The 24,671-nt window shown below is 39.3% G+C and carries 22 protein-coding genes; 13 read left to right on the top strand and 9 right to left on the bottom strand.

Annotated elements, in window-relative coordinates:
- Position 1 precedes the first annotated feature (1 nt).
- The 11 genes from FLM47_RS17745 (at position 2) to FLM47_RS17695 (ending at position 8,800) form a co-directional block, all read left to right on the top strand.
- Positions 2-955 (top strand): DUF523 and DUF1722 domain-containing protein, encoded by a 954-nt coding sequence (locus FLM47_RS17745; protein WP_036983978.1) that lies wholly within the window; start codon positions 2-4, stop codon positions 953-955.
- On the top strand, positions 955-2,349 hold the full coding sequence (phrB, locus tag FLM47_RS17740; protein ID WP_178957160.1) for a deoxyribodipyrimidine photo-lyase: 1,395 nt from the start codon (positions 955-957) through the stop codon (positions 2,347-2,349). The genes FLM47_RS17745 and phrB overlap by 1 nt, the downstream gene beginning before the upstream one ends.
- Position 2,350: 1 nt before the next feature.
- Positions 2,351-2,779, top strand: a complete 429-nt coding sequence (locus FLM47_RS17735; protein ID WP_109874949.1) for a nuclear transport factor 2 family protein — start codon at positions 2,351-2,353, stop codon at positions 2,777-2,779.
- Positions 2,780-2,781: 2 nt separating this feature from the next.
- Complete coding sequence (locus FLM47_RS17730) at positions 2,782-3,492, top strand: SDR family NAD(P)-dependent oxidoreductase (protein WP_075170210.1); 711 nt, start codon at positions 2,782-2,784, stop codon at positions 3,490-3,492.
- Entirely contained in the window at positions 3,489-4,742 is a 1,254-nt protein-coding gene (locus tag FLM47_RS17725) for an NAD(P)/FAD-dependent oxidoreductase (RefSeq protein ID WP_178957159.1), read from the top strand. The genes FLM47_RS17730 and FLM47_RS17725 overlap by 4 nt, the downstream gene beginning before the upstream one ends.
- Complete coding sequence (locus tag FLM47_RS17720) at positions 4,735-5,472, top strand: DUF1365 domain-containing protein (protein WP_178957158.1); 738 nt, start codon at positions 4,735-4,737, stop codon at positions 5,470-5,472. Before FLM47_RS17725 ends, FLM47_RS17720 begins: the two co-directional genes overlap by 8 nt.
- 50 nt (positions 5,473-5,522) lie before the next feature.
- On the top strand, positions 5,523-6,785 hold the full coding sequence (locus FLM47_RS17715; protein ID WP_178957157.1) for a cyclopropane-fatty-acyl-phospholipid synthase family protein: 1,263 nt from the start codon (positions 5,523-5,525) through the stop codon (positions 6,783-6,785).
- Positions 6,763-7,263, top strand: coding sequence for a DUF2878 domain-containing protein (locus FLM47_RS17710; protein ID WP_178957444.1), 501 nt, complete (start codon positions 6,763-6,765; stop codon positions 7,261-7,263). Before FLM47_RS17715 ends, FLM47_RS17710 begins: the two co-directional genes overlap by 23 nt.
- Before the next feature lie 23 nt (positions 7,264-7,286).
- Positions 7,287-7,775: a chalcone isomerase family protein gene (locus tag FLM47_RS17705; RefSeq protein ID WP_178957156.1), complete on the top strand. Its 489-nt coding sequence runs from the start codon at positions 7,287-7,289 to the stop codon at positions 7,773-7,775.
- A gap of 1 nt (position 7,776) precedes the next feature.
- A complete protein-coding gene (locus FLM47_RS17700; protein WP_178957155.1) occupies positions 7,777-8,319 on the top strand; it encodes a DUF3833 domain-containing protein in 543 nt (180 codons plus the stop codon).
- Positions 8,320-8,524: 205 nt separating this feature from the next.
- Positions 8,525-8,800 carry an HU family DNA-binding protein gene (locus tag FLM47_RS17695; RefSeq protein WP_008112559.1) on the top strand — a complete coding sequence of 92 codons (276 nt, stop codon included), beginning with the start codon at positions 8,525-8,527 and terminating at the stop codon, positions 8,798-8,800.
- A 60-nt stretch (positions 8,801-8,860) separates the two neighbouring features.
- Here FLM47_RS17695 and ilvN read toward each other — a convergent pair whose 3' ends face one another.
- From ilvN to FLM47_RS17655, 8 genes are all read right to left on the bottom strand, one after another.
- A complete protein-coding gene (gene ilvN, locus FLM47_RS17690; protein WP_076921825.1) occupies positions 8,861-9,361 on the bottom strand; it encodes an acetolactate synthase small subunit in 501 nt (166 codons plus the stop codon).
- Positions 9,361-11,085 carry an acetolactate synthase 3 large subunit gene (locus tag FLM47_RS17685; protein WP_178957154.1) on the bottom strand — a complete coding sequence of 575 codons (1,725 nt, stop codon included), beginning with the start codon at positions 11,083-11,085 and terminating at the stop codon, positions 9,361-9,363. Before FLM47_RS17685 ends, ilvN begins: the two co-directional genes overlap by 1 nt.
- Positions 11,086-11,531: 446 nt before the next feature.
- Positions 11,532-12,539: an isocitrate dehydrogenase gene (locus FLM47_RS17680; protein ID WP_138607979.1), complete on the bottom strand. Its 1,008-nt coding sequence runs from the start codon at positions 12,537-12,539 to the stop codon at positions 11,532-11,534.
- Between the two features lie 179 nt (positions 12,540-12,718).
- Positions 12,719-14,401 (bottom strand): hypothetical protein, encoded by a 1,683-nt coding sequence (locus tag FLM47_RS17675; protein WP_178957153.1) that lies wholly within the window; start codon positions 14,399-14,401, stop codon positions 12,719-12,721.
- Positions 14,401-14,796: a DUF3192 domain-containing protein gene (locus FLM47_RS17670; protein ID WP_138607982.1), complete on the bottom strand. Its 396-nt coding sequence runs from the start codon at positions 14,794-14,796 to the stop codon at positions 14,401-14,403. Before FLM47_RS17670 ends, FLM47_RS17675 begins: the two co-directional genes overlap by 1 nt.
- Before the next feature lie 69 nt (positions 14,797-14,865).
- The gene (gene xni, locus FLM47_RS17665) at positions 14,866-15,639 is read right to left on the bottom strand and encodes a flap endonuclease Xni (RefSeq protein WP_138607984.1); all 774 of its coding nucleotides are present in this window, start codon (positions 15,637-15,639) and stop codon (positions 14,866-14,868) included.
- Between the two features lie 8 nt (positions 15,640-15,647).
- Positions 15,648-16,991 (bottom strand): nucleotide 5'-monophosphate nucleosidase PpnN, encoded by a 1,344-nt coding sequence (gene ppnN / locus FLM47_RS17660; protein ID WP_178957152.1) that lies wholly within the window; start codon positions 16,989-16,991, stop codon positions 15,648-15,650.
- A gap of 77 nt (positions 16,992-17,068) precedes the next feature.
- Complete coding sequence (locus FLM47_RS17655; protein ID WP_178957151.1) at positions 17,069-18,577, bottom strand: GGDEF domain-containing protein; 1,509 nt, start codon at positions 18,575-18,577, stop codon at positions 17,069-17,071.
- Positions 18,578-18,802: 225 nt separating this feature from the next.
- Between FLM47_RS17655 and FLM47_RS17650 the strand changes: the two genes are divergently transcribed.
- Entirely contained in the window at positions 18,803-20,593 is a 1,791-nt protein-coding gene (locus tag FLM47_RS17650) for a M61 family metallopeptidase (protein ID WP_178957150.1), read from the top strand.
- Between the two features lie 160 nt (positions 20,594-20,753).
- Complete coding sequence (locus FLM47_RS17645) at positions 20,754-22,925, top strand: S46 family peptidase (RefSeq protein ID WP_178957149.1); 2,172 nt, start codon at positions 20,754-20,756, stop codon at positions 22,923-22,925.
- An 819-nt stretch (positions 22,926-23,744) separates the two neighbouring features.
- On the opposite strand, the gene FLM47_RS17640 is transcribed toward FLM47_RS17645, so the two are convergent.
- Positions 23,745-24,638, bottom strand: coding sequence for a response regulator (locus FLM47_RS17640; RefSeq protein WP_075170202.1), 894 nt, complete (start codon positions 24,636-24,638; stop codon positions 23,745-23,747).
- Positions 24,639-24,671: the final 33 nt, after the last annotated feature.

Raw genomic sequence — 24,671 nt, 5'->3', positions numbered from 1 at the left:
TATGCAAACAGATACAATAAAAATAGGTATTAGCGCCTGCTTGGCAGGCGAAAAGGTAAGATTTGACAGTGGCCATAAAAAATCAAATTTTTGTATGGAAGAGCTGGCCAAGCATGTTGAATATAAAATGTATTGCCCTGAGGTTGCGGTAGGATTACCAATACCTCGTCCAACCATTCGTCAAGTAAAAACAGGCGATACTATCAAAGTGTGTCGTCCGGATGGCACGGGAGATGTTGGCCCACAGCTCACAGAATACGGTAAGAAAATAGCTACAGAACAAGCAGGGCATCTAAGTGGATTCGTTTTTTGTGCTAAGAGCCCAAGCTGTGGCATGGAGCGGGTAAAAATCTACAATGAAGCAGGAACCGGTAACACTTCTGAAGGCGTTGGTTTCTTTGCTGAACAAATTATGAAACATAATCCCTTACTACCTTGCGAAGAAAATGGACGTTTAAACGATGTTCATTTGCGCGAGAACTTTGTAATGCGTGTTTATACATTACATAACTGGCAACAGTTAGTGAAAGAGCCCGTTACTGTGCATCGTTTGACCCAGTTCCATGCTCAATACAAATATTTGTTAATGGCTCATAATTATCAAGCGTATCGTGATTTAGGCAATCTACTCGGAACGTTCGTTGGGGACGATGTTAACGCTCTGGCCGATGAGTATATTCTGGGCTTAATGACAGCGCTTAAACGTCCTGCTTCAAGAAAAAATAATTCAAATACGCTAATGCATTTACAGGGATACTTCAAAAAAGATTTATCAAAAATCGAAAAGGAAGAAATGCGAGATGCAATTGATGAGTATCGCCAAGGGTTGGTGCCGCTTTATGTACCACTAACATTGCTTAAACATCATTTAAAGGTTCACCCGAATGAGTATTTAAGTAAGCAAATTTACTTTAACCCTTATCCTAATGAACTTAAGCTACGTTACGGTTTGTAATGAATACACTATTTTGGTTTAGGCGCGATTTGCGCCTTTTTTCTAACGAGGCGCTTATTGAAGCGCTAAATAATGGTGCTAAACACGCCATTTTTTTTGTGTGCGAAAAACAATGGGCACAGCATAATACTGCTGCTATTCAAATTGACTTACTAAAACGCAGAGTGAGTTATATTCGCGAAGAACTTGCCAAATATGGCGTAAATTTGCATGTAATAGACGCCCCTTTTTTTGCCGATTGCCAAACTAAACTTCTCGATTTTTGTCAGCAACACGATATTAAACACATAATAGCCAACACTGAGTATGAGCTAAATGAATTTAATAGAGACAAAGCGATTCAGGCACAGTGCGACCAACAGCAAATAACATTTACTTTATACGAGGGTGATATCATTGCTCCCGTAGGTAGTGTACGCACTCAAAATAATGAAATGTATAAAGTATTTACACCGTTTAAACGCGCATGGTTAAAGCAGTATCAAGATACACACTTTAGTTTATTACCGTGGCCGTTATCTGAAGAGCCGATAGAAATCGAACAGTGTGAGTTACTAAGTGGTGATGAAAGCTCAATAAAATGGCCTGTTGACGATGATACTTTATCAACCGTAGTCGATAATTTTATTCACGATAAATTAGCAAGCTATGATGACGTACGAGACATACCCAGTGTAAAAGGAACATCGGGCTTAAGCCCCTATTTAGCACTAGGGGTTGTTAGTAGTAAACAATTAATGGTTAATATACAACAACATTACCCCGATATACTGACCACCTCAAAAAGTAAAACGTTTACCTGGGTTAACGAACTGATCTGGCGTGAATTTTACAAACATCTAATTGCTGAATTCCCAAAACTTTCACGCGGTGCCAATTTTAACGAAAAGTACGATAGTGTGAGTTGGCGTGACAGTGACGCTGAGTTTAAGCAATGGTGCGAAGGCCGTACAGGCTATCCACTTGTTGATGCCGCCATGCAACAGCTATTGCAAACAGGCTGGATGCATAATCGTTTAAGAATGGTGGTTGCGAGTTTTTTAACTAAGCACCTACTGATTGATTGGCGCAAAGGCGAGCAGTTTTTTATGCAGCATCTGATTGATGGCGATTTAGCCTCAAATAATGGCGGCTGGCAATGGGCTGCAAGTACCGGCTGTGATGCTCAACCCTACTTTAGAGTATTCAATCCCATCACCCAAAGTGAACGCTTTGATCCAAATGGTGATTTTATTCGTAAATATCTGCCTGAATTACAAAAAGTGCCAGATAAACACATTCATTTCCCACATACTTACTTAGCAGCAACGGGACAAAGTGAACACTGTTACTGGCCAGCAATAGTTGATCATAAAGCGGCACGAGCGAGGGCTTTAGCTGCATTTAAGGTGTGATATGGATAACCAATTATCAGTCGATAAATTTGTAGAAATATATCAAAAGCTTGATAAAAATAACCTGGAGTTATTAACTGAAATTTACGCTCAAAACATTCACTTTATAGATCCGCTGCACGAAATTAATGGTCTTGAAGATCTAAGACGTTATTTTTGTGGTTTATATAGTAATGTTAAGTATTGTCGATTTGACATAACCGACTCATTTACCAGTGATAATAATGCATTTGTATACTGGACAATGCATTATTCTCACCCAAAACTTAACGCGGGCAATACAATTTCAGTGCAAGGGCACAGTAAACTAGTATTTGAAGGTGCGAAAATTATTAAACACCGCGATTACTTTAATGCTGGAGAGCTTTTGTATAAGCATATTCCATTACTGGGCAACATTATTAATTTTATTGATAAAAGGGCTGGTTAATTATGATTACGCTTATTACAGGTGCAACATCAGGCATAGGTGAACAACTCGCGATAAAGTATGCAGAGCAAGGTGACACAGTCATTGCGTGTGGACGAAATACGCAAAAGCTCGCTGAACTTGCCAAGCATAACAACATAGAAACCTGCCAGTTTGATGCAACCAACTTGCAAGATATAAAAGCTGCCACTCTCGGCTACCCGCAATTTGACCGCGTTATTCTTAACGCCGGTAATTGCGAGTATGTTGATGATGCACGCAATTTTGATAGCGCCCTCTTTGAGCGTGTTATTAATGTTAACTTACTTTCTATGGGGTATTGCTTAGAAGCACTTTTACCCAAAATAACATCAGGCGGCCAATTAGTGATGGTTAGTTCGAGTGTTACTTATTTACCATTACCGCGTTCAGAAGCGTATGGCGCATCAAAAGCGGGTGTAAGCTATTTAGCTAAAACCCTTGCGGTTGATTTAAACGACGTTGATGTAACACTAGTCCATCCTGGTTTTGTAAAAACACCGCTTACAGACAAAAATGATTTCCCTATGCCTATGGCTGTTAGTGCTGAAAAAGCGGCTGACTATATAATCAAAGGCGTAAAAAAACGTCGTAAAGAAGTCCATTTTCCGTATCGTTTCACACTTATATTAAAAGCACTGCGAATATTGCCACTTTCGCTTTGGCTTAAAATTGCAAAAGGATTAACCCGTTGAAAAAAATAGCAATAATTGGGACTGGTGTATCAGGTTTAACTTGCGGACACCTATTGCACAAGCATTATGATGTCACACTATTTGAAAAGAACGATTATATTGGTGGCCATACTGCCACGGTTGATGTAAATCACAGCGGTATTAACTACGCAGTTGATACCGGTTTTATCGTATTTAACGATAGAACATACCCTTACTTTGAAAAGCTGCTTGAACGTATTGGTGTAAAACGTAAACCGACCCAAATGAGCTTTAGCGTTCATAATGAAGCCACAGGTTTTGAGTACAATGGGCATACATTCACTAGTTTGTTTGCTCAGCGCAGAAACATAGTGAGACCTAAGTTTTGGCGTCTATTGTACGATATCGTGCGCTTTAATAAACTGTGCAAGGCTTTGTATGAAAAAGGCCAATACACTGAGCAATCACTTGGTGAGTTGCTTCAACAACATCGCTTTAATGACTTCTTTAAATACCACTACATTTTGCCAATGGGTGCGGCTATTTGGTCGACAAGCATTAAAGAAATGGAAGACGTGGGCGTAGAGTTTTTTGTAAAATTCTTTTTTAACCATGGTTTATTAGACATTACCAATAGGCCGCAATGGTATGTTATTCCGGGTGGCTCTCGTGAATACATTAAACCGTTGATTGCTGGTTTTGCTGATAAAATACAGTTAAACACTGACATTAAATCGGTAACCAGAGACGAGCAGGGAGCCACCATTACATTTGCTGATGGTCAGCAAGCCCTGTTTGATAAAGTTATTTTTGCGTGTCACTCAGATCAAGCGTTAGCGTTACTCGGTGATGCCTGCGAGCAAGAAAATAAGGTGTTGGGCGCTATCCCATACACTGAAAACTCGGTGGTACTGCATACTGATGTATCATTATTACCAGATAGGAAAGCAGCGTGGGCGAGCTGGAATTATTTACTAAATAATAATACCGACAAAGCCGCTGTTGTTACTTATCAAATGAATATACTGCAAGGGATAGAGTCTGATACCCAGTTTTGTGTCACTTTAAATCACTTAGAAGGGATCAATCAAAGCAAGATTTTACGTGAGTTTACTTATCACCATCCTGTGTTCAATCAACAATCTATTGCTGCTCAACAGCTGAAAAATACGGTTGACGGTCAAAACAATACTTATTTTTGTGGGGCTTATTGGTATAACGGCTTTCATGAGGATGGTGTGCGCAGTGCCGTCGATGTTGCAAAACAACTTGGAGTAGAGTTTGACTAATGCAGTGTATTTAGGCGATGTAAAGCATCGCCGTTTTGCTGTAAAACACCATGCGTTTAATTACCCACTTTATATGCTGTGGGTTGATTTAAATAATACTGACTCGCTCAATGGCGTCCATAAGCAGCTTGGGACTTCAGGTTTTAAAGCATTAAAGTTTGAGCAATCTGATTATTTAAAGGGGTTACCCGATAGTCAACATCAGCCCATTATAGAGCGTGCTCATGCGCAGCTATCCCAGCTGGGCGTAGATGAAAAATTTAGTCATGTATACCTGCTAGGACAATTACGCTGTTTGGGCATTTATTTTAGTCCAGTTAACTTTTATTTTTTTGGTCATCAAGATAATGAATTTAGTTACATGGTGGCTGAGGTGAGTAATACTCCATGGAATGAGCGACATTACTACTTGGTTCCATTACAAAAAAAAGTGAACTTTAAGAAAGTATTTTCCGTATCACCTTTTATGAATTTGGATATGAACTATCATTGGACTGTGCGACAAAAGAAAGACAATATACTGATACGTATAGAAAATAAGCGCGATGAAGAACTACTTTTTGATGCTTCATTAAGGTTACAGCGCCAACCCTTGTGCAATAAACAAATGAGCAAGCTGTTGAAGCGCTTTCCTGCGATGACATGGTCTATTTTCAGAGGTATTTACTATCAGGCATTTAAGTTGTTTGTTAAAAAAGTCCCATTTTTAGGTCACTCAGGCAAACTTTAAAATTTAATTTATGTTGTTTTACAAGTAATAACAATAATATAGGTAAGTATATGGAAAAGGTATCGAGCTTACGCGTTCAGGAACGCACTAGTTGGTTTACTAATTTTTATAAAAAGTTAGTGTTTAAAGCGTTCTCGTCAATTGAAACGGGTCAGATAGTGCTAGTTGAGAACAATCAACAGTCTGTATTTGGGGATGTGTCTTCAGAGCTAAAAGTAACGGTAACCGTTAACGATAATGCCATGTACAAAGCGTTTGCTCTTTCTGGAAGTGTGGGGGCGGGCGAGTCTTACATTTTAGGGCAGTGGCAATGTGACAATTTAACTCGCCTAATCGAAATTTTTGCGATTAACCAAGATCAATTAGATGCATTTGAAAAGAAATTCGCGTTTTTTAGCAATATCGCTCACCGTATAAATCACATAAAAAACAAAAACTCACACGCCGGTTCAAAAAAGAATATTGTTGCTCACTATGACTTAGGAAATGATTTATACGAGTCTTTTTTAAGCAAAGAAATGCTTTATTCGAGTGCAGTATATCCAACTAAAGATGCTACCTTAGAGCAAGCCCAGCAATACAAACTACAACGTATATGCGAACAGGTTGAGCTTCAAAAAGGTGATACGGTTATTGAAATTGGTACAGGGTGGGGGGCGTTTGCAATTTATGCTGCAACTCATTACGACTGTCATGTAACGACCACAACTATTTCTGACGAACAACACGACTATGTTGCTAACAAGGTTAAAGAGCTTGGGCTTGAAAGCAAAATCACATTGCTCAAGCAAGACTATCGCTTATTGGCTGGCAAATACGATAAGTTAGTCTCAATTGAGATGATAGAAGCCGTTGGGCATGAATACTTACCCAGCTTCTTCACTAAGTGCGGTGAGTTATTGAAGGATAACGGTGCTATGCTTATTCAAGCAATTACGATTAGCGATCAGCGTTATCAACATTACTTAAAAAATTCAGACTTTATACAACAGTATATCTTCCCTGGTGGGTGTTTGCCTTCGCTTAATGAAATGAGTGAACAAATTAAAAATAACACCGATATGAATATACACACTATCAATGATATTGGTGCTCACTATGCCCGCACTCTTGCAGATTGGCGTGAGCGTTTTATTGCCAGCTGGCCAAAGCTTGATAGTAATAAGTTTGATGACCGTTTCTATCGCTTATGGCTATTTTACCTTGCCTATTGTGAGGGGGCATTCAGAACCCGAGCAACTAGTACCGTGCATTTAATGGCACGCAAACCCCGCTTCACGAGTAGTAATGATGAGATTGCACTCGCTTATTAATTTTGTGCTGTTTCAAGTGGTGTGGTTTATGTGCCTGCTACTTGAACAGGGCTCATTAGTTTTTTCTGCTGTAGTCATAGCGTTGATGTTTTACTTATCAGCACAAAAAAAACAAGACGCTTTACTGGTTTTAAAAGCCCTGCCATTGGCTCTATTGTGTGAATTTATTGCGGTTCAGCTAGGGTTATTTGAATTTAAAGTTCAACCGTTCCCATTTTGGCTGGTGTTTTTATGGATTGCACTAGTGCTGTGTATTAACACTTCAATGTCGTTTCTAACTAAGCTTAAACTGTGGCAAGCATTTTGTGTGTGTTTGTTATTCGCGCCAGGCAGTTATTGGGCCGGCTCACGATTTGAGGTACTAGAGTTAGGAATGCCACTGTGGCAATTTTGGCCACTTTACGGTGCTTTATGGGCTGCAACGTTTACCCTTATTTTATTTATAAACGGTAAAATTGGTGCGTTTGTTAAGCAATAACACAATACTGCTTGGAGATAAGGATGAAAACGCTTCTAAATTTACTCATGGTTTATGTTTTATTTAGCCCTGTAGCTAATGCCGATACTCAGTTTAACAAGGTGGGTGAAGCACGCATGGAATACCTGTTTTGGGATGTTTATGATGCAACGCTTTACACACCTTCTGGCACTTACACAGCAAAGCAAGCTCCTGTTAAATTTACCTTAACTTATTTGCGTGACTTTGACGCTAAAGACATTGTGAAAGCGACTAATGAACAGTGGCAGCACTTAGGTAAACCCCAACTTTCAGAGCGCTATGCAGATAAGTTACTATCCATATGGCCAAATATTAAAAAAGGTGAATCGTTAACTCTACTGACTGATCAGCAAGGGTACAGTACTTTTTTTCACAATGAGAACCAAATAGGTCGTATTAACGATGCCACATTTGCTGAGGATTTCTTAGCTATCTGGTTAAGTGAAAACACGTCAGAACCAACAATTAGAAATCAACTACTAGGGATTTAATATGATTAACCTAAAACGCGTTAAAGTCGCCATGGTATTGGCAGTTAGTTTTTTTATTGTCAGCTGTTCAGCCCCAAGTGTTGAACATTATAAGGGTTCTGAGCCAAATTTCGATTTTAAGGCTTTTTTCAGTGGCGATTTAAAAGCCTATGGCGTTGTACAAGACTTTAAAGGTGAATTAACCCGCAAGCTTGTTGTTGACTTAAAGGCTACTTGGAACGGTAATCAGGGCACTATTGAAGAAGACTTTATTTACGATGATGGTGAGACACAAAAACGCATCTGGAAAATTACCTTAAACGACGATAACACATTAACAGGAACAGCCTCTGATGTTTTAGGAATAGCTACCGGTGAGAGTGACGGCAGTGTGTTTCACTGGAATTACAATGTCGAGATCCCTTACGATGGCAGCACATTGGAAGTAAACTTTGACGATTGGATGTACCTAGTAACAAGTACGCGTTTAATAAATCGCACTTCTATCGTCAAGTTTGGTGTTGAAGTCGGCGAAGTAACATTAGTGATAGAAAAGGTACAGTGAGCCATTAAAGTGCAAAACTGCACTAATAGTGTGCCTAAATTAAGCTTTTGTTAACCCAACTCTCTGTATTTTACAGCTAATTTATTTATTTTTACTAATTTTTTAGTATTTTAGATAAAAAACGTAATTTGCTGTTGCTAACTCTTCGAAAATGCATAAAGATAGGATTTGCGAAGGCAAAATAATAACGAATAGGAATCTAATAATGAACAAAGCTCAACTAGTTGAAAAAATCTCTACTGACGCAGAAATCTCTAAAGCAGCCGCTACACGTGCACTTGACGCATTCACAGGCGCTGTAACTTCTTCATTAAAAGAAGGCAACTCTGTTGCATTAGTTGGTTTTGGTACTTTTTCAGTTAAAGAACGTGCTGCACGCACGGGTCGTAACCCACAAACGGGTGCAGAAATCCAAATTTCAGCAGCGACTATTCCAAGCTTTAAACCAGGTAAAGGTCTTAAAGACCAAGTAAATCTATAATTTGGGATTTATGAATAAAAAAAGGGCTATTTAGCCCTTTTTTTGTACTAAATTTAACGCTTATTTAGCTTTAAGTGCTTTATCTCCCCGCCCAATGCCGACCGCACCTGAGCGAACTACTTCTATAATGTCGGTTTCGTGGCGTAAGGTATCCAAAAACGATTCTATTTTATCGGTGCTGCTTACTAATTGAAGGCTGTAACTTTGGCGGCCCATATCTAAAATAGCCCCCTGAAATACATCAACAACGCGGGTAACTGCCGCACGAGTCGCTTCATCTTTGGCAAAGACTTTTACTAACAGAAGTTCGCGCTCTATGTGACTCATTTCAGTTAAATCAATAACTTTAAGTACATCGACCAGTTTGTTTACTTGCTTCGTTATTTGCTCAACAATTCTGTCATCGCCTTTAGTGGTTACCGTAATACGAGAAAGAGACTCATCATCTGTAGTGCCCACCGTTAAGCTATCAATATTGTATGCTCGTTGAGAAAAAAGCCCCACTATACGTGATAACGCACCGGGTTCATTCTCTAATAATATAGATAATATACGACGCATTATGCTTTCACTCCTTTTCTTAACCACATCTCGTCTATGCCACCATGCTTAATTTGCATCGGGTAAACATGTTCTTTTTCGTCTACTAAAATATCTAAAAATACTAATCTATCAGTGATCGACATTGCTTTGTCTATCGCAGGTTGTAATTCATCAAGGGTGTTTACCCTGATCCCTACATGGCCATAGCTTTCAACAAGCTTTACAAAATCAGGTAAAGACTCCATATACGATGAAGAGTGTCTGCCACCATAAATCATGTCTTGCCATTGTCTGACCATACCCAGTGAGCGGTTATTTAAGGAGATCACCTTTACTGCTAAGTTATACTGTAAACAGGTTGATAGCTCTTGGATGTTCATTTGAATAGAGCCGTCGCCAGTTACACATAAAGACTCTTTTTCAGGAAAAGCCAGTTTAACGCCCATTGCCGCAGGTAATCCAAAACCCATAGTCCCTAGGCCACCTGAATTGATCCACTGACGAGGGTGTTTAAATGGGTAATACTGCGCCGCAAACATTTGGTGTTGGCCAACATCAGAGCTAACATAAGCATCTCCGTTAGTGGCTTCATATATTGCCTCGATAACTGCTTGAGGTTTAATTTTGTCACCATCATTATTGTAACTAAGGCATTTTTGTTCACGCCAGCTGATCACTTGTCGCCACCAATCTTCTTGTGCACTGCGATCAATTTTAATTGGACTGTTATCTATGGCAGTTTGTAATTGCTCAAGTACCGTCGCCAAACAGCCAACAACAGGAATATGAGATTTAATAGTTTTAGAAATAGAGGTTGGATCAACATCTACATGTACAATAGTGGCATTAGGACAGAATTTTTGAACGTTATTAGTAACCCGATCATCGAATCGTGCGCCAAGCGCCAAAATAACATCGGCATTGGCCATGGCTTTATTTGCTTCTAATGTACCGTGCATACCTAACATACCAATAAAGTTAGGGTGAATGCCCGATATGCCACCTAGTCCCATAAGCGTGTTGGTAATAGGGGCGTTAAGTGACTCGACTAAATGAGTTAGTTGCTCTGAGGTGTTTGAAAGCACAATACCGCCACCCGAGTAGATAACCAGTTTCTTCGCTTCTAAAATAGCAGTAACAGCTTTTCGAATTTGTTTAGAATGACCCTTTGTATTTGGATTATAGGTTCTGAGCTCAGTTGCCGCTGGAAAGTTGTAAGCAAAAGTTAGTTCTGGGTTAAGCATGTCTTTAGGAAGCTCTACTACAACAGGACCAGGGCGTCCTGTGCTGGCAATATAAAAAGCTTTGGCAAGTATATTAGGAATTTCACTCGCGCTTCTACAATTAAAGCTATGCTTTACAATAGGGCGAGAGCAACCAACAATATCGGTTTCTTGAAACGCGTCATCGCCAATAAGATTTGTTGGCACTTGACCTGATAATACCACCATAGGAATTGAATCCATATACGCAGTTGCTATGCCTGTTACACAGTTTGTTGCACCAGGTCCGGATGTAGCAAGTACAACACCCACTTCACCGGTTGCTCTTGCGTAGCCATCGGCCATGTGTGTAGCCGCTTGTTCATGGCGTACTAAAATGTGCTCAATATCATCTTGCTGAAAAAGTGCGTCGTATAAATCTAATACTGAGCCACCGGGGTAACCAAATATATACTTTACCTTTAGCTCTTTTAATGACTTAACAACCAATTCAGAGCCATTATATTCTTGTCTACTCATCCTCATTCCTCTGTTGATTATATGCAAAAAAAAACCCTCGCGTAGTGCGAGGGTTTTAAAAAGCATTTTTCACCTTTTAATACATCCCCGCTGGGCTTATCACTAAGACCAGTACGAGTAAGACTAAAAGGCGAAATTGTGTATTCATGATGTTTTGCTCTTAAAATAAAATACTGTTTAAATTACAATTTTTGTATGTGGTTATTTTTAAGGCTTTTGAGTACTTATGTCAACCAAAAACTGCATTTTTAGATTAAAATTTCATTTTTTAATTCATTTTAATCTATTCGTCTATTTTTAGTGAGTTTTTCTTACTTATTAGCAGATATTATGCAGTTTTATGTTGTGGCTGGGCTTGAGGAAGGTGGTTAAAAACGCATAAATACGGTATTTCTTAGACATAAAAAAAGCCAGCTAATGCTGGCTTATTAATCTAACAGTATTAATTACAGACGGTCAATTACTGATTGTGTGAAATCAGTAGTGCCGTGGCTGCCGCCTAGATCACGAGTAGTACGGTCGCCTGATTTAATTACATCAGCAACAGCACTACGAATACGCTCAGCTGTATCGCCCATGTTTAAATGCTCTAGCATTTGAATAGAGGCTAAAATTACTGACGTTGGGTTCGCAAGGTTTTTACCAGCAATATCCGGCGCACTACCGTGAACAGCTTCAAAAATAGCAGCATCTTCGCCAATGTTTGCACCAGGCGCCATGCCTAAACCGCCAACTAAGCCCGCACATAAGTCAGATAAGATATCGCCGAATAAGTTAGTTGTAACGACAACGTCAAACTCTTCAGGGGTCATTACAAGCTTCATACATGTTGCATCAACAATCATTTCAGTTGATTCAATTTCTGGGTAACGCTCAGCTACTTCACGCGCTACTTTTAAGAATAACCCAGAGGTTGATTTTAAAATATTTGCTTTATGTACAGCGGTCACTTTTTTACGGCCTTCACGCACAGCAAGTTCGTATGCGAATGTAACAATTTTTTCTGCGCCTTCGCGAGTGATCACTGATTTTGCTTCAGCTTCAGTCCCATCTTCTGATACAACTTGGCCTGCACCTGAATACATGCCTTGTGTGTTTTCACGAATAGTGATGATATCAATATCGTCGTAACGTGCTTTAGTACCGGCAAACGATTTAACCGGGCGTACATTAGCGTATAAACCAAATTGCTTACGAAGTGTTACGTTGATTGATGTAAAACCTTCGCCCACAGGCGTGGTTAGTGGACCTTTTAAGGTAATTTTATTTTTAGCAATTGTGTCAATTGTTTCTTGTGGAAGCAACTCGCCTGTTTTTTCAAGCGCAGCTAGGCCAGCGTCAACAAATTCATAATCAAAATCGCATCCTGCGGCTTTTAGTATTTCAAGTGCTGAGTCGATAATGCTTGGGCCGATGCCGTCGCCTTTGATCACTGTTATGGTTTGTTTGGCCATGAACTTTTCCTTTAAAGATTTGGATACACATATAAATAATAAACACTTTCAGAGTTTAGACTACTTATATGACAGGGGTGCTAAATTTAAGCCGGCATTTATACCAATATATCACTCATTTTGCCAGTTTATAGTATGAATACAGGGTATAACTTTAAATTATAGTGATAATAAGTCAGCTAAATACTATTATGTAACCCTAAGCGCAGCAGTGATTGATTAAAATCTTCCTCAGTTTGCCAGCCATGGCGACGAAGTTGTTGATTCAATGTTTGTTGTTGCCACGCTGTTAATGGCTGGTTGGGTTTTAATATACGCTGCGCCACAACTTTCAATGCTGCCCATAATTGACTAGCATCATCAAGCTGCTTTTTAGGGAGTTGCTCAGCTTTTAATAAAGCCGATGCCCATGGGTCGCCACTAAGTAATTCATTAAGCTCACTGTTTAAATGAGAACCATCTATGTTGTTTATACCAAAAAATGTACTAAACGGTGTATCAAGAGCTTTATTCGGTGTTTGATCTATGGTGATTTTTCTTGAAACATCAGGGCTGTAATGTATCAGTACATAATATAAATAGGCATATAAGCTTAAGCTAATACGCTCACTTTGAACGCTAGGATTATATTTAACTAATAGCTCTAATATATTTACTAAACAGCTAATACGGGTGTATAAAAAAGCATGTAGAGGATGAGCAATGCTATTTACTAATTGTTCAAACACGACCCCTTGAATAATAGCGGGTGCTTTATCGTAACCCACCATAGATAAGCTGTGCCTTAAATCTTTAGCGGCTAATCGCTCTTTATTGTAGTGCTTTACTGCTAAGCATACTGACCTTACAACATCAGGGTAGGGAGTAAGTAAGGTGTTTAAAGCTTTAAAACTGTATTCTTTTTGCGTTTTTATTTGTTTTACTAACTGATACAAAGGCGTTTGTGCAGAGTGATTATTATGCGGGATATTAAGATGTTCACTGTCCCATACTTTAAAAAATAAGCGATTATCGTTGCATTCCCATGCTTTTGAGTCATCCACTAAGGACGCTTTAATACGATACCATGCCATTTTAGTATTGGCGTTATTAACTATAATGTGTCGGCCTTGTGTATCAGTGGCTAAATAAACCATAGCTTGGTCGGCATAAACAACTTGGCTGCCTGGTATATATTGTCCTATATGAGCGACTAACGCTTTTAATAACGCTTGTGCAAATGAGTTAGGGGTTCTTATATATAAATCAGCGACCGCTTTATAAAAATTTATGTGCTGTTGCTTTGTATTACAAGTAACGTTAAGCGCTAGTATATTCGCTAAAGCAACCACCACACTAGCACCATCGTAAAGCATAATTTTAGGTGTATCTAATAATGCATGTTTGTATTTGCTGAGTTTAGCCAAAATATGGGCAATTTTATGTGCAGGTTGCTTAGCCGTTAATAGTACTTTGGCAGCAAGCTTATGGCGTAACGACCATATTTTTTTATCGGCTTCGTTAAACGCTTGCTGTTGAGCTAGCTTATTTAATTGCTTAGCAACACAAAGGTGCTCAACCAGTGAAGCACTAATATAAAGCTCGGTTAAATCGTTGTCGTAGTTTTGGCTACTACACAAAGCACAGGTTAATACACACTGATTAACGACTAAATTGGTTGCGTAACTATATTGTGTTTTATATAGATTTAACTGAGTTTGTAAGGCCGCTGGGTTTTGTTTGTATAACGCTGCGTATTGCTCTGATAGTTTACACACAAGAGGGTAAAAGGTATGCCACTGACTTTTGTTGTTATGGGAGCTTAAAAGCAATTGTGTGCTTTCGAGTAGTTTTTTTAGTTTACCCGACAGTGGAGCTTCCATTAAGTTTTCCCGTCATTATGCTCAAGGTATTTTTCATAAGCACTTGGGCCCCACATTATTAGTTGGCCATTTTTAAATAGCAACCCAGTACATTCATCCATGGTGGTGATGCCGTCAGAGGTTTTATGTTGGGTGCGATAAAAAATTACTTGCCATACTTGCTCGCCATCACGTTTAGCATAGGTTAAATCTGGACTACCTAAGTATTCAAGCACATTATTTAGCGTAAAGGTATCTTCCAAGCGCAATTTCTCTATATAGCGTTTATTAAAAGCTTCTCTATCTTGCCAAATCATAGCTTGTGGATCGTCTTTATAAAACATAATAACCGTCGTGGCTATTAGTGCATATAAACCTAATCCTAATATTAAATACCTAAAAAACTTTTTAAACATTGCCAACCCAGATCAAAACACCTATTACTAGTATACGTACTGCTAAAGTGCAGTGCTATTAACTTGCGACTAATTAAGCCTTAACTGCTTTAAACTAAAGCCTAAATGGATATCTGTACGCAAACTCACCAACTGCTTAGAAATAATAAACATATCCATATCTTCATTCAGCTTTTTTTGTAACCGCGCGTTTAACGATTCATCCTTTAACGCTTCTTCAATAGAGCTATATTGATTAACCAATTGCTGCGCAGATTTAACACCAATACCTTTCACACCCGGAATGTCATTGGTTTTATCGCCTGCGAGTGCCCAAAAGTCGATGAGTTTATGTTGAGCGACAGCAAAGCGCTCTTCAATATGTTCTTTATTCAGGTGCTGCTTTTTAAAGTAATCGTATACTTCAATATGCTCATTCAAATGAGGTAAAAATCCTTTATCCGTAGAGACAATGGTGTTGTTTATCTGATTATTAGCGGCTTTATGCGCTAAAGTCGCAATAATATCGTCGGCTTCATCGTTAGTCGGTTCAAATACCACAATACCGGTTTCTTCAATGGCCGCTTTAAAATGAGGTAACGCGCTTTTTAGAGTCTCTGGCATAGGAGCACGCGAATGTTTGTAGTCTTTATAAAAGTGGTAACGCCAGCTTTTGTCACCATCAAAAACGGCTATTGCATGGGTTGCATTGGTGGTTGTTAAAAGCTTTTTGCATGCATGTGCAACTCGGGCACAGCATGCTTTTAACATGTGTTCGTCGCTATGATGGCTTTGGTTTGCATCAACAGCATAAATGCGCCTAATTAAATTAAGCGCATCAATAAGGAGTAAATGGGGATTCAATTATAAACTCACGCTTTTATTGTATAACAAGGGATATACTTACTTCCGGGAAGTTTCATTCTACCTTGTTCTACAAACGCTTGTAAAAGTTTGTCCATTGCTTTCATTAAATCAGGCTCACCACTTAGTACATAGGGGCCATGCTCGTTAATTACATTTAAGCCTTCTTCTTTCACATTACCTGCAACAATTCCCGAAAACGCACGGCGTAAATTAGCTGCAAGCTGTTGTTTGGGCTGATCAAGATGTAAATCAAGTGACGCCATGGCTTCATGAGTTGGGTAAAAAGGCTGCTGAAAATCATTTTCTATTTTCAACGTCCAATTAAAGTAATAAGCATCGCCTTGGCTTTTACGATATTCGCGAACTCCGCTCATAGCCGATTTAAGCTTTTGGCTAACTAATTGAGGATCATCAATAATCACTTCAAATTTACTCAGTGCGGCATCGCCTAAAGTCATTTGAATAAACTTACAAAGCTCTTCAAAGTAAGCTTTGCTGTGTTTAGGGCCAGTTAAAATAACCGGTAAACATTGCTTTTCGTTTTCGGGGTGTAACAAAATACCTAATAAATATAGCAACTCTTCGGCTGTACCTGCGCCACCTGGAAAAATTATAATGGCATGTGCGGTACGAATAAATGCCTCAAGACGTTTTTCAATATCGGGTAAAATAACCAGTTCATTTACAATCGGATTGGGTGGCTCTGCCGCTATAATGCTTGGCTCAGTTAAACCTAAATAACGATTATTGGTAATACGTTGCTTTGCATGGCCAATGGTTGCGCCTTTCATTGGGCCTTTCATTGCACCAGGCCCACAGCCGGTACAAATATTTAACCCACGTAACCCCAGTTCATAGCCAACTTGTTTAGTGTATTTATATTCGACTTCGTTAATCGAATGGCCACCCCAACATACAATCATGTTAGGTTCGCTATTTACTTTAAGTGCGTCGGCATTTCTTAGCATGTCAAAAACCATGTGAGTAATGGCTTTTGTTTCCTGCAGGTCTTTTTCATACTTTTGGCAAATAAACAAAATATCGCGAATAACCGAAAATATGTGCTCATGTATACCAGTTACTATGTGGCCATCAACAAAGGCTGTTTGCGGAGGATTTTCTAATTCAATTTTTATACCGCGTTCACGGCTGACCAAGCGTATATCAAAATCTTTATGTTTATCGTAAATATCATTGCTTACATCGGTGTGGCTGCCTACATTAAGCACGGCCAATACACAGTTTCTAAATAGTCTGTAGCGTTCGCTGGTTGATGATTGCTCGAGTAAGTCTACTTCTAGCTGCGACAATAAGTCTAATACCCCTGTAGGGTTTAATTGTATTAGCATCGACATTCTCCTTGAAACCTCTTGGGTAAATTTACTGCGTAGTTATGCCTTATACTCAAAGGTAAAAGTGCATAACACTATTTACTAATACACAGACGATCCCGGCCTGAGTTTTTAGCATCGTATAGAGCTTCATCGGCTCTATCAAACGCTTTTAGAGGCGTATCACCCACTTCAAATTGGGTTGCGCCTAACGAAACGGTAATTTGAATTTGTTTGTCTTTAAATTTAAATGGGATCTTTTTAATCGACAGTCTTAATTTATTGAGATGCTCGACAGCGTTATCAAGTGATGTACGAGGCATTAATAACACAAACTCTTCGCCGCCATAACGGGCAATAAAGTCAGTTTGTCTAATCGATTTTTGCAGCGCTTTGGCAATCACTTGCAAGGTAATGTCGCCGGCTGTGTGACCAAAGCGATCGTTAATTGATTTGAAATGATCAACATCAATAACCACTAAGGTTATGTCTGACGGTTGTTCATTAAACAAATTAATTTCGTGATTGTAGCGTTCGTCAAAGGCTGCTCGATTAGGTAACTTGGTAAGACTGTCGAGTAAACTTTTAAAGCGTTGTTCATTTAAACGTTTTTTATAATTACTAACTTTGTTTTCTAAACTGCCAATTCTATCGTTTATTTGTGCAAAGCTAGAAATTAAAATTTGGCGATCTTTTTGTTCCAGTTGTTCTTTTTCTAGAATGTCTGCACTCAATGAGCGTAACTCATTTTCAACCAATTGCTTTAATTCTGTAATTGATGTTGCTTTATTTGTTTGTGTATTTAAATTTTTTAATTTTTCACCAATTCGTTGATTAATTGATTCGAATTCAACATTCATAGATTCAGAATGTTCTCTGGTTGAAACCAATGAACTATGTAGCTCTCCAAGCGTTTGATTTAATGAAGTTAAAAAGCTTTGCGCTGACGCACGCTCAACTTGAATGCTTTGTACAATGAGTGTGATTACATCAATTGCTGCATCAAGAAGTTGGTCTACGGCTTTATTTTTAGCGATACGTTTTTTTATTAAATACAGCTCATCGTTGGCTTCTTCTTCAAGTACTAACTGACTAACTAATTTAAATAGCTTTTCAGTGAGAGCACTAAGATTTGGAGGCTTAAAGGTATCGTTGCTTTTAGCTATTAAAGCTTGATGATAAAAAGTGATCAGCTGATTTAAAACAGGTATAAAACCATGTACAGATTGAATATTGTCTAGCTCGTTATCGAGTAAGTGGCGCAGTGTTCTGCGGGTATCGTTAGGTAAACCTTTGGTTTGTTGTAATTGCTTACCTGCATTTTGTACACTGGTGAGAAGATCACGTTGATGTGCTAGTTGAATGGCTTCTTGGTTTTTTAGCAAAGCTAAAATATCATCCACCAAAGGAGCAAAGTCTTCATAACCCATTCCTTTGTTTAATGCGCTTCGAAACTTAGCTAGGCGGTTATCAAGCTCAGTATCAAGTCCCTTACAGCTTAAAGATAACTTAGCTGCAAAATTAGAAAGCGTACTCACTTGATGTTGGCGAGCACTTTCTACTACTTTTCTACTGTCGATTGCTTGCTTTAGTTTTTGTTCCACCGTATTGGAGCTCCTAGACACCTACACACCATTATCTTAATACCTTCATTGTTTTAGTTTACAACAAAAACATATTAATAGTAGGGATGAGATCAAAAACTTAATGTTTTTAATAACAAAATACGAGCGATCTTAAATATAAGTGCATTTACCGCTTTTAATTCACTTTTAAAATGGGTCTTGTTAACCTTGGTACAACAATACGTTATATAAAAAAGAGCCTTCATGAAAAAGCTACTTGCCTTATCAATTTTAGCTGCCTGTTCAGCACCTGTATTTGCCGACGTTAACTACGCTTTAAATATCTCTCAGCCAGAACATCATTTAGGTGATGTAAATGTAGAGTTTCCTAAAACGGCGCAGTCTTATTTAGATGTAAAATTGCCAGCATGGCGTACTGGTCGCTACGAAATTTTAAACCTTGCCAATGGCGTTCGCTATTTTAAAGCCAGCGACGATGAAGGTAATGCATTAAAGTGGGAAAAAATAGACCACAGCACATGGCGTGTTCATTTAAATGAGCCGACTCAAGTCAATGTTGATTACCAAGTGTATGCCAATGAGCTAGGTAAGCGCGCTCGTCATATTGACGACAGCCACGCGTTTGTTGACGCATCTGGCTTTTTTATGTTCAGCGAATCATTTCGCCAAGAGCCCGTTACGGTTGAATTAAACGTACCTAAAGCATGGCGCTCTGTGTCGGGTATGGAAAACTATAAGAATAAACACAGCTTTAAAGCCAGCGACTACGACGTGCTTGTTGATTCACCAATAGAAACAGGTGTTAATGAACTGCGTACTTTTGAAGTTGATGGCCGTGAGTACGAACTAGTAGTGTGGGGCGAAGGTAATTACGACATAGAACTGATGCTAACCGATTTAAAAAAGCTTGTAGCAACGGGCAATGTAATTTGGGACAGCTACCCGTATGAGCGTTATGTATTTATGGTACATGCTACATCGGGCGCGGGCGGCGCAACTGAACACTTAAATTCAACTATTATTCAACGCCCACGGGATCGCTTTGCTAAACGTGAAGACTATTTAGCTTTTATAAGCACAGCGGCACATGAATTTATTCATACTTGGAATGTAAAAGCGTACCGTCCTAAAGGGCTTGCGCCATACGACTATACCAATATTAATTATTCAAAACTGCTGTGGATTGCTGAAGGGTCTACCAGCTATTTTGAAGACCATTTATTAGTGCGCTCAGGCATTCAAACCACCGATGAGTTTTTTAAGAACTTCAGTAAAACCATTAATCGCCATCTCACAACCCCAGGGCGTGAAGTGCAAAGTGCTAGCGAAACCAGCTTTGATAAATGGATAAATCAAGGTGGCGATCATGCACGTAACTACGGCACTAATATTTACCTTGAAGGCTCGTTATTGTCGATGGCGTTAGATATCGACCTACTTGAAAAAAGCCAAGGTAAAATAAGCTATAAAAATGTACATAACGAACTTTATAAGCAGCATAAGCTACCAGCGGGTTTTACTGAGAAAGACGTATTAGCAATTTTAAAGCAGCTAACAGGGCGTGATTACAGTAATTGGTGGCAAGCAAATGTTAGCACACCAGCCAGCTTAGATTTTGATGAATTACTGGCAAAAGTAGGTTTGAGCTTTGAGCTGCCTGAAAAAGCCAAGGCTACACCAAGTTTAGATGCCTTTACTAAAAATACCGGTGAATTGCTCACCCTTACTCATGTACGTCGCGATGGTGCAGCATGGCAAGGTGGTTTAACCACCGACGATAAACTCGTTGCTATTAACAAAAAACATGTAGGGAAAGACTTAACCGCCAGCCTAGAAACCTTTAAAGCAGGGGACAAGGTAACTGTTGATTTTATTCGCCGTGACGCTTTGATGTCGACTGAGCTTGTGTTGTCTGAAGATTTCGACAAACCTAAAAAAGTAGTCGCTAATAAAAATGCCTCTGCTGAGCAAAAAGCGCTGTTTAAAGCATGGATGGGTGTAGCGCATCCAAATGATGTGAAAAAAGACGACTAACATCGTTTATCTTTTTGTTTAAAAAGGAGCTTAGGGTCACAAACCCTGAGCTCCTTTTTTGTTTATTGAGCGCTATATTGTAACAATTTATCTCAGCGCAGTTGACCTAACTCATACTTAATGAGTAATCTGCTGGTTCAATAATAAAAGGGATTCTATAATGCGTTTAAAACCTCTTGTTACCACATTGGTAGCAACCTGTTCACTGGCACTTTCTTCTGCGGTCCATGCCGATGAAGGCATGTGGCAACCTCATCAACTACCAGAGCTTGAGTCAATTTTAAAAGCCAAAGGGCTTGAAATTAGCGTTGATTCAATTTCAAAATTAACCGAGTTTCCAATGAATGCGGTTATCAGCTTAGGCGGTTGTACAGCCTCGTTTGTTTCGCCAAAAGGCTTAGTTGTAACTAACCACCACTGTATTTATGGTTCGGTGCAATATAATTCAACGCCTGAAAATAACATTTTAGAAAATGGCTTTTTAGCAAAAACACCGACTGAAGATTTACCAGCTGCGCCAGGTTCACGAGTGTACGTAACCGAAACAGTGACCAATGTGACCGATAAAGTGATTAGCGGCACTAACGAGCTAAGCGCAAAAGCACGCTATGATGCGTTAGAAAAAAATCAAAAAGAACTCGTTGCACAGTGTGAAGCTGATGCTAGTTACCGTTGTAATGTGTATTCGTTTCATGGTGGTTTAGAGTTTTACCTGATTAAATCACTGGAAATTAAAGATGTACGTTTAGCGTATGCACCTGCCATGGGCGTAGGTAAATACGGTGGCGATATAGATAACTGGATGTGGCCGCGCCACACAGGCGATTTTGGTTTTTACCGCGCCTATGTAGGTAAAGACGGCAAGCCAGCAGAGTACAGCGAAGACAACATACCGTACGTGCCAGAGTCTTACTTAAGTGTAAGTGCTAAAGGCGTGCAAGAGGGCGACTTTGTTATGGTAACTGGCTACCCAGGGCGTACTAATCGCTACCGTATTGCGGCAGAGGTCGATTATGTTTTTAACGACAGTTACCCTAAAGCGCGCATGCACAATACTAAATACGTGTCACTAATTGAAGAAAACTCAGAAGATGGCAGTAAAGCGCGTATTGCTTACGAAAGCACCATAGCCGGTTACAACAACTACATTAAAAACTATGGTTCGATGATTGAAAGCTTCAAAAAAGGCACCATGTTTGAGCGTAAAAAACAGTTTGAACAAGAGCTTACAAGCTGGATAAACAGCGATAGCGAGCGTAAACAGCGCTACGGGAATGTGCTTAATGAGTTATCGGCATTAGTAGCTCAATCGCAAGAGCATAGTGAGCGCGACCGTATGGTAGGCTATGTTCATCGTTCACAAATGATCAGCACGGCACGTCGTTTATATCGCTTAGCGGTTGAAAAACAAAAGCCAAATAGTGAGCGCGAATCAGGTTATCAAGAACGCGATTTACCGCGTATTAAATCTTCTCTTGAGCGTATGTCACGTCGCTTTGATGCCAATGTAGATAAAGCTATATTACTGCACTTTTTAGAGCAATATGCAGCATTACCTAAAGCAGAGCGTTTTAGTGAAATTGATAAAGCTTTTGCTTTAGAAAACGGTTTTGATAAAGCAAAACAAAGTGCATTGCTAGATGAAATGTATGCCAAATCAACGCTAGATAATGAAATTGTACGTAATTCATTATTTGAACAAACACTGAGCCAGCTTAACCAAAGCCAAGACCCGTTCATGCAATATGCAAAAGCCATATTCACAGTAATGAAAGCTGAGGAAGATAAGTCAAAAGCCCTGGCTGGTAAATTACAAGCTGCTCGCCCAGAGTTAATGAGTGCAATTATTGCCTTTAACAAAGCGCAAAACAAACCGGTTTACGCCGATGCAAACAGCACATTACGTGTAACTTACGGCACGGTAGGCGGGTATTCTCCGCAAGATGGATTAGTGGCTACGCCGTTTACCTCACTTGAAGGGTTACTGGCTAAAAACACCGATGTTGACCCATTTAATGCGCCTAAAAAGCTGCAAGAGCAAATTAAAGCGAAGCTTTATGGTGATTACACTGGTGGCATGAATACTGTTCCAGTTAACTTTTTATCAAATGTAGATACAACAGGCGGTAACTCAGGTTCGCCAACGCTTAACGGCAATGCCGAGCTGGTGGGTTTACTGTTTGACGGTGTGTACGAAAGCATTATTGGTGATTGGGATTACAACCCAGAACTAAACCGCTCAATTCATGTAGATTCACGCTACATGCTGTGGGTAATGGATAAAGTAGATAACGCCCAAAACCTATTAGACGAAATGAAAATCGTAAAATAAGTAGCAGTTAAAATAACAAAAGGCGCTTACCTTAACCGGAAGCGCCTTTTTTGTTTAAACATGTTTGGATTAATTTAACTTAAGCTACGGGCTACGGGCTACGAGGTTCGGGGGAGCTAATATTTAACTTTTCACTGACACTCGGCTTTGTGTGATGGTTTTGGTTTCTCATTTTCTGCTTATTGTCTTCTCCATGTTCAAATAGCTTTTAATGAATTATGCACAACGAGGGCGAAGAGACGCTGCGCTTTTAGAGTAAGAAAAAACTAAAGCTGTTTGGTTGTTCTGTTTACTCTTTTACTCCTCATTCTCTTCTCTTTGTTAAATAAGAACTTTAAGTGATTTATTCACAAAGGGAGCGAAGCGACGATACGGTTTTAGTGGACGTAAAAAAGCAATATATTGTTCTGTAGCAGCGATTTCATATCGCGCTAGAGTTAAGTCTAAATAAGTATTTACCACCGAGAACACAGAGTTCACAGAGAAATGCTTAAAAAATACCAATTCATCTCTGTGCAGCGCAAAGCGCCTCGGGATCCTCTGTGGTGCAAAAACTGTTTTTAGCAGTAAATGTCTTTCGTAGCAGCGATTTCATATCGCGTCAGGCTTAGCACATTAAACATAGAAACGCGGGGTAAACCTTCAGTCACGAGTTTGATGTTCAATTTACTCTTTTACTCCTCATCCACTTCTCTTTGTGTAATAAGATCCTTCAGTGATTGATTTACCATGAGGGCGAAGAGACGCTGCGCTTTTGCAGGAGCAGGGTGTTTTTAAAATTAAACTTTTTTATAATGGTAACTACGTAAGTTTAATTTACTAAATGCCAACTAGCATAATTTTACCTTGTGCCATGCCCTCAAGCTGGCAGCTAAAATCAATGCGCTTTTCAGCAGGTGTTTTATACAGCAAAGTGAGCTTACGAAAAGGCGTGGTAATCACTTTGACCGTTTTGATTTGTAAACTAACGCGTGTTCGCTTGTCTAAAAAGGCAAAAGCCGTTTCCGTTAATGCTTTTTTACATGCGCTTAATGCTGTGTTTGTAACAACGCCAGATAATATTGAGTTACTAATATCTTCAGCCGACAAGCTACTATAACCACTTGCCATTACACAGGCGGCATAAATATCAAGTATGGCAATAGCGCGTACTTTTTGACTTTTAGGATCCTCATAAACAGCCATTACACAGGGTACTTTAGATTCATCGAATACCTGCGGTTGAATTGTGTTTACGATTAAAGACTGACTTATATGTTTATGAAACAACCGTTCTAATTGCGACAGCTTTGGCAACGCTAAATCATCATTTAATTCAATTTCATCAGGAATGACTTCGTTATTTTCTACAAGTTGAACCAGAGGTAATAACTTATCGTGAAGTTGTTCATCTGTAAAAGGTTTTGATAGAACAAAAGATGCGCCAAAGCTAATGGCTTCTTCAATTTGAGACTTTTCATCAACCGTGGTTAGCATCGCGACTATTATATTAAGTTGCCTTTGCTTTATTGCACGTAATAGCGTCACTCCACACATATCAGGCATATGCCAGTCTGTAAGCACAATATCGGGGTGCCAACTACCAATCAGCGTTAACGCTGATTTAGCATTGTTGGCTTTTTCTATTAATAACTTCCGATAGCCAAACTTTTCCAACCCTCGGCGTACTATTTCAAGTGTTGCATGGCTATCATCCACGATAAGTATTTTCACACAGGTAACTTTTTTTTTAATGTTGTTGTTATT

This window comes from Pseudoalteromonas sp. Scap06, assembly GCF_013394165.1.
Lineage (GTDB): Bacteria > Pseudomonadota > Gammaproteobacteria > Enterobacterales > Alteromonadaceae > Pseudoalteromonas.
The sequence above is the reverse complement of the archived record's forward strand: the minus strand, read 5'-3'. Positions and strand labels throughout refer to the sequence as shown.

Excerpts from the sequence above, each read along its gene's own strand:
- FLM47_RS17730 (WP_075170210.1), top strand. The coding sequence starts at position 2,782 with ATGATTACGCTTATTACAGGTGCAACATCAGGCATAGGTGAACAACTC.
- ilvN (WP_076921825.1), bottom strand. The coding sequence starts at position 9,361 with ATGCGTCGTATATTATCTATATTATTAGAGAATGAACCCGGTGCGTTA.
- FLM47_RS17735 (WP_109874949.1), top strand. The coding sequence starts at position 2,351 with ATGGATAACCAATTATCAGTCGATAAATTTGTAGAAATATATCAAAAG.
- FLM47_RS17675 (WP_178957153.1), bottom strand. The coding sequence starts at position 14,401 with ATGGAAGCTCCACTGTCGGGTAAACTAAAAAAACTACTCGAAAGCACA.
- phrB (WP_178957160.1), top strand. The coding sequence starts at position 955 with ATGAATACACTATTTTGGTTTAGGCGCGATTTGCGCCTTTTTTCTAAC.
- FLM47_RS17700 (WP_178957155.1), top strand. The coding sequence starts at position 7,777 with ATGATTAACCTAAAACGCGTTAAAGTCGCCATGGTATTGGCAGTTAGT.
- FLM47_RS17710 (WP_178957444.1), top strand. The coding sequence starts at position 6,763 with ATGAGATTGCACTCGCTTATTAATTTTGTGCTGTTTCAAGTGGTGTGG.
- FLM47_RS17715 (WP_178957157.1), top strand. The coding sequence starts at position 5,523 with ATGGAAAAGGTATCGAGCTTACGCGTTCAGGAACGCACTAGTTGGTTT.
- FLM47_RS17680 (WP_138607979.1), bottom strand. The coding sequence starts at position 12,539 with ATGGCCAAACAAACCATAACAGTGATCAAAGGCGACGGCATCGGCCCA.
- FLM47_RS17695 (WP_008112559.1), top strand. The coding sequence starts at position 8,525 with ATGAACAAAGCTCAACTAGTTGAAAAAATCTCTACTGACGCAGAAATC.
- FLM47_RS17650 (WP_178957150.1), top strand. The coding sequence starts at position 18,803 with ATGAAAAAGCTACTTGCCTTATCAATTTTAGCTGCCTGTTCAGCACCT.
- FLM47_RS17705 (WP_178957156.1), top strand. The coding sequence starts at position 7,287 with ATGAAAACGCTTCTAAATTTACTCATGGTTTATGTTTTATTTAGCCCT.
- ppnN (WP_178957152.1), bottom strand. The coding sequence starts at position 16,991 with ATGCTAATACAATTAAACCCTACAGGGGTATTAGACTTATTGTCGCAG.
- FLM47_RS17670 (WP_138607982.1), bottom strand. The coding sequence starts at position 14,796 with ATGTTTAAAAAGTTTTTTAGGTATTTAATATTAGGATTAGGTTTATAT.
- FLM47_RS17685 (WP_178957154.1), bottom strand. The coding sequence starts at position 11,085 with ATGAGTAGACAAGAATATAATGGCTCTGAATTGGTTGTTAAGTCATTA.
- FLM47_RS17745 (WP_036983978.1), top strand. The coding sequence starts at position 2 with ATGCAAACAGATACAATAAAAATAGGTATTAGCGCCTGCTTGGCAGGC.
- FLM47_RS17645 (WP_178957149.1), top strand. The coding sequence starts at position 20,754 with ATGCGTTTAAAACCTCTTGTTACCACATTGGTAGCAACCTGTTCACTG.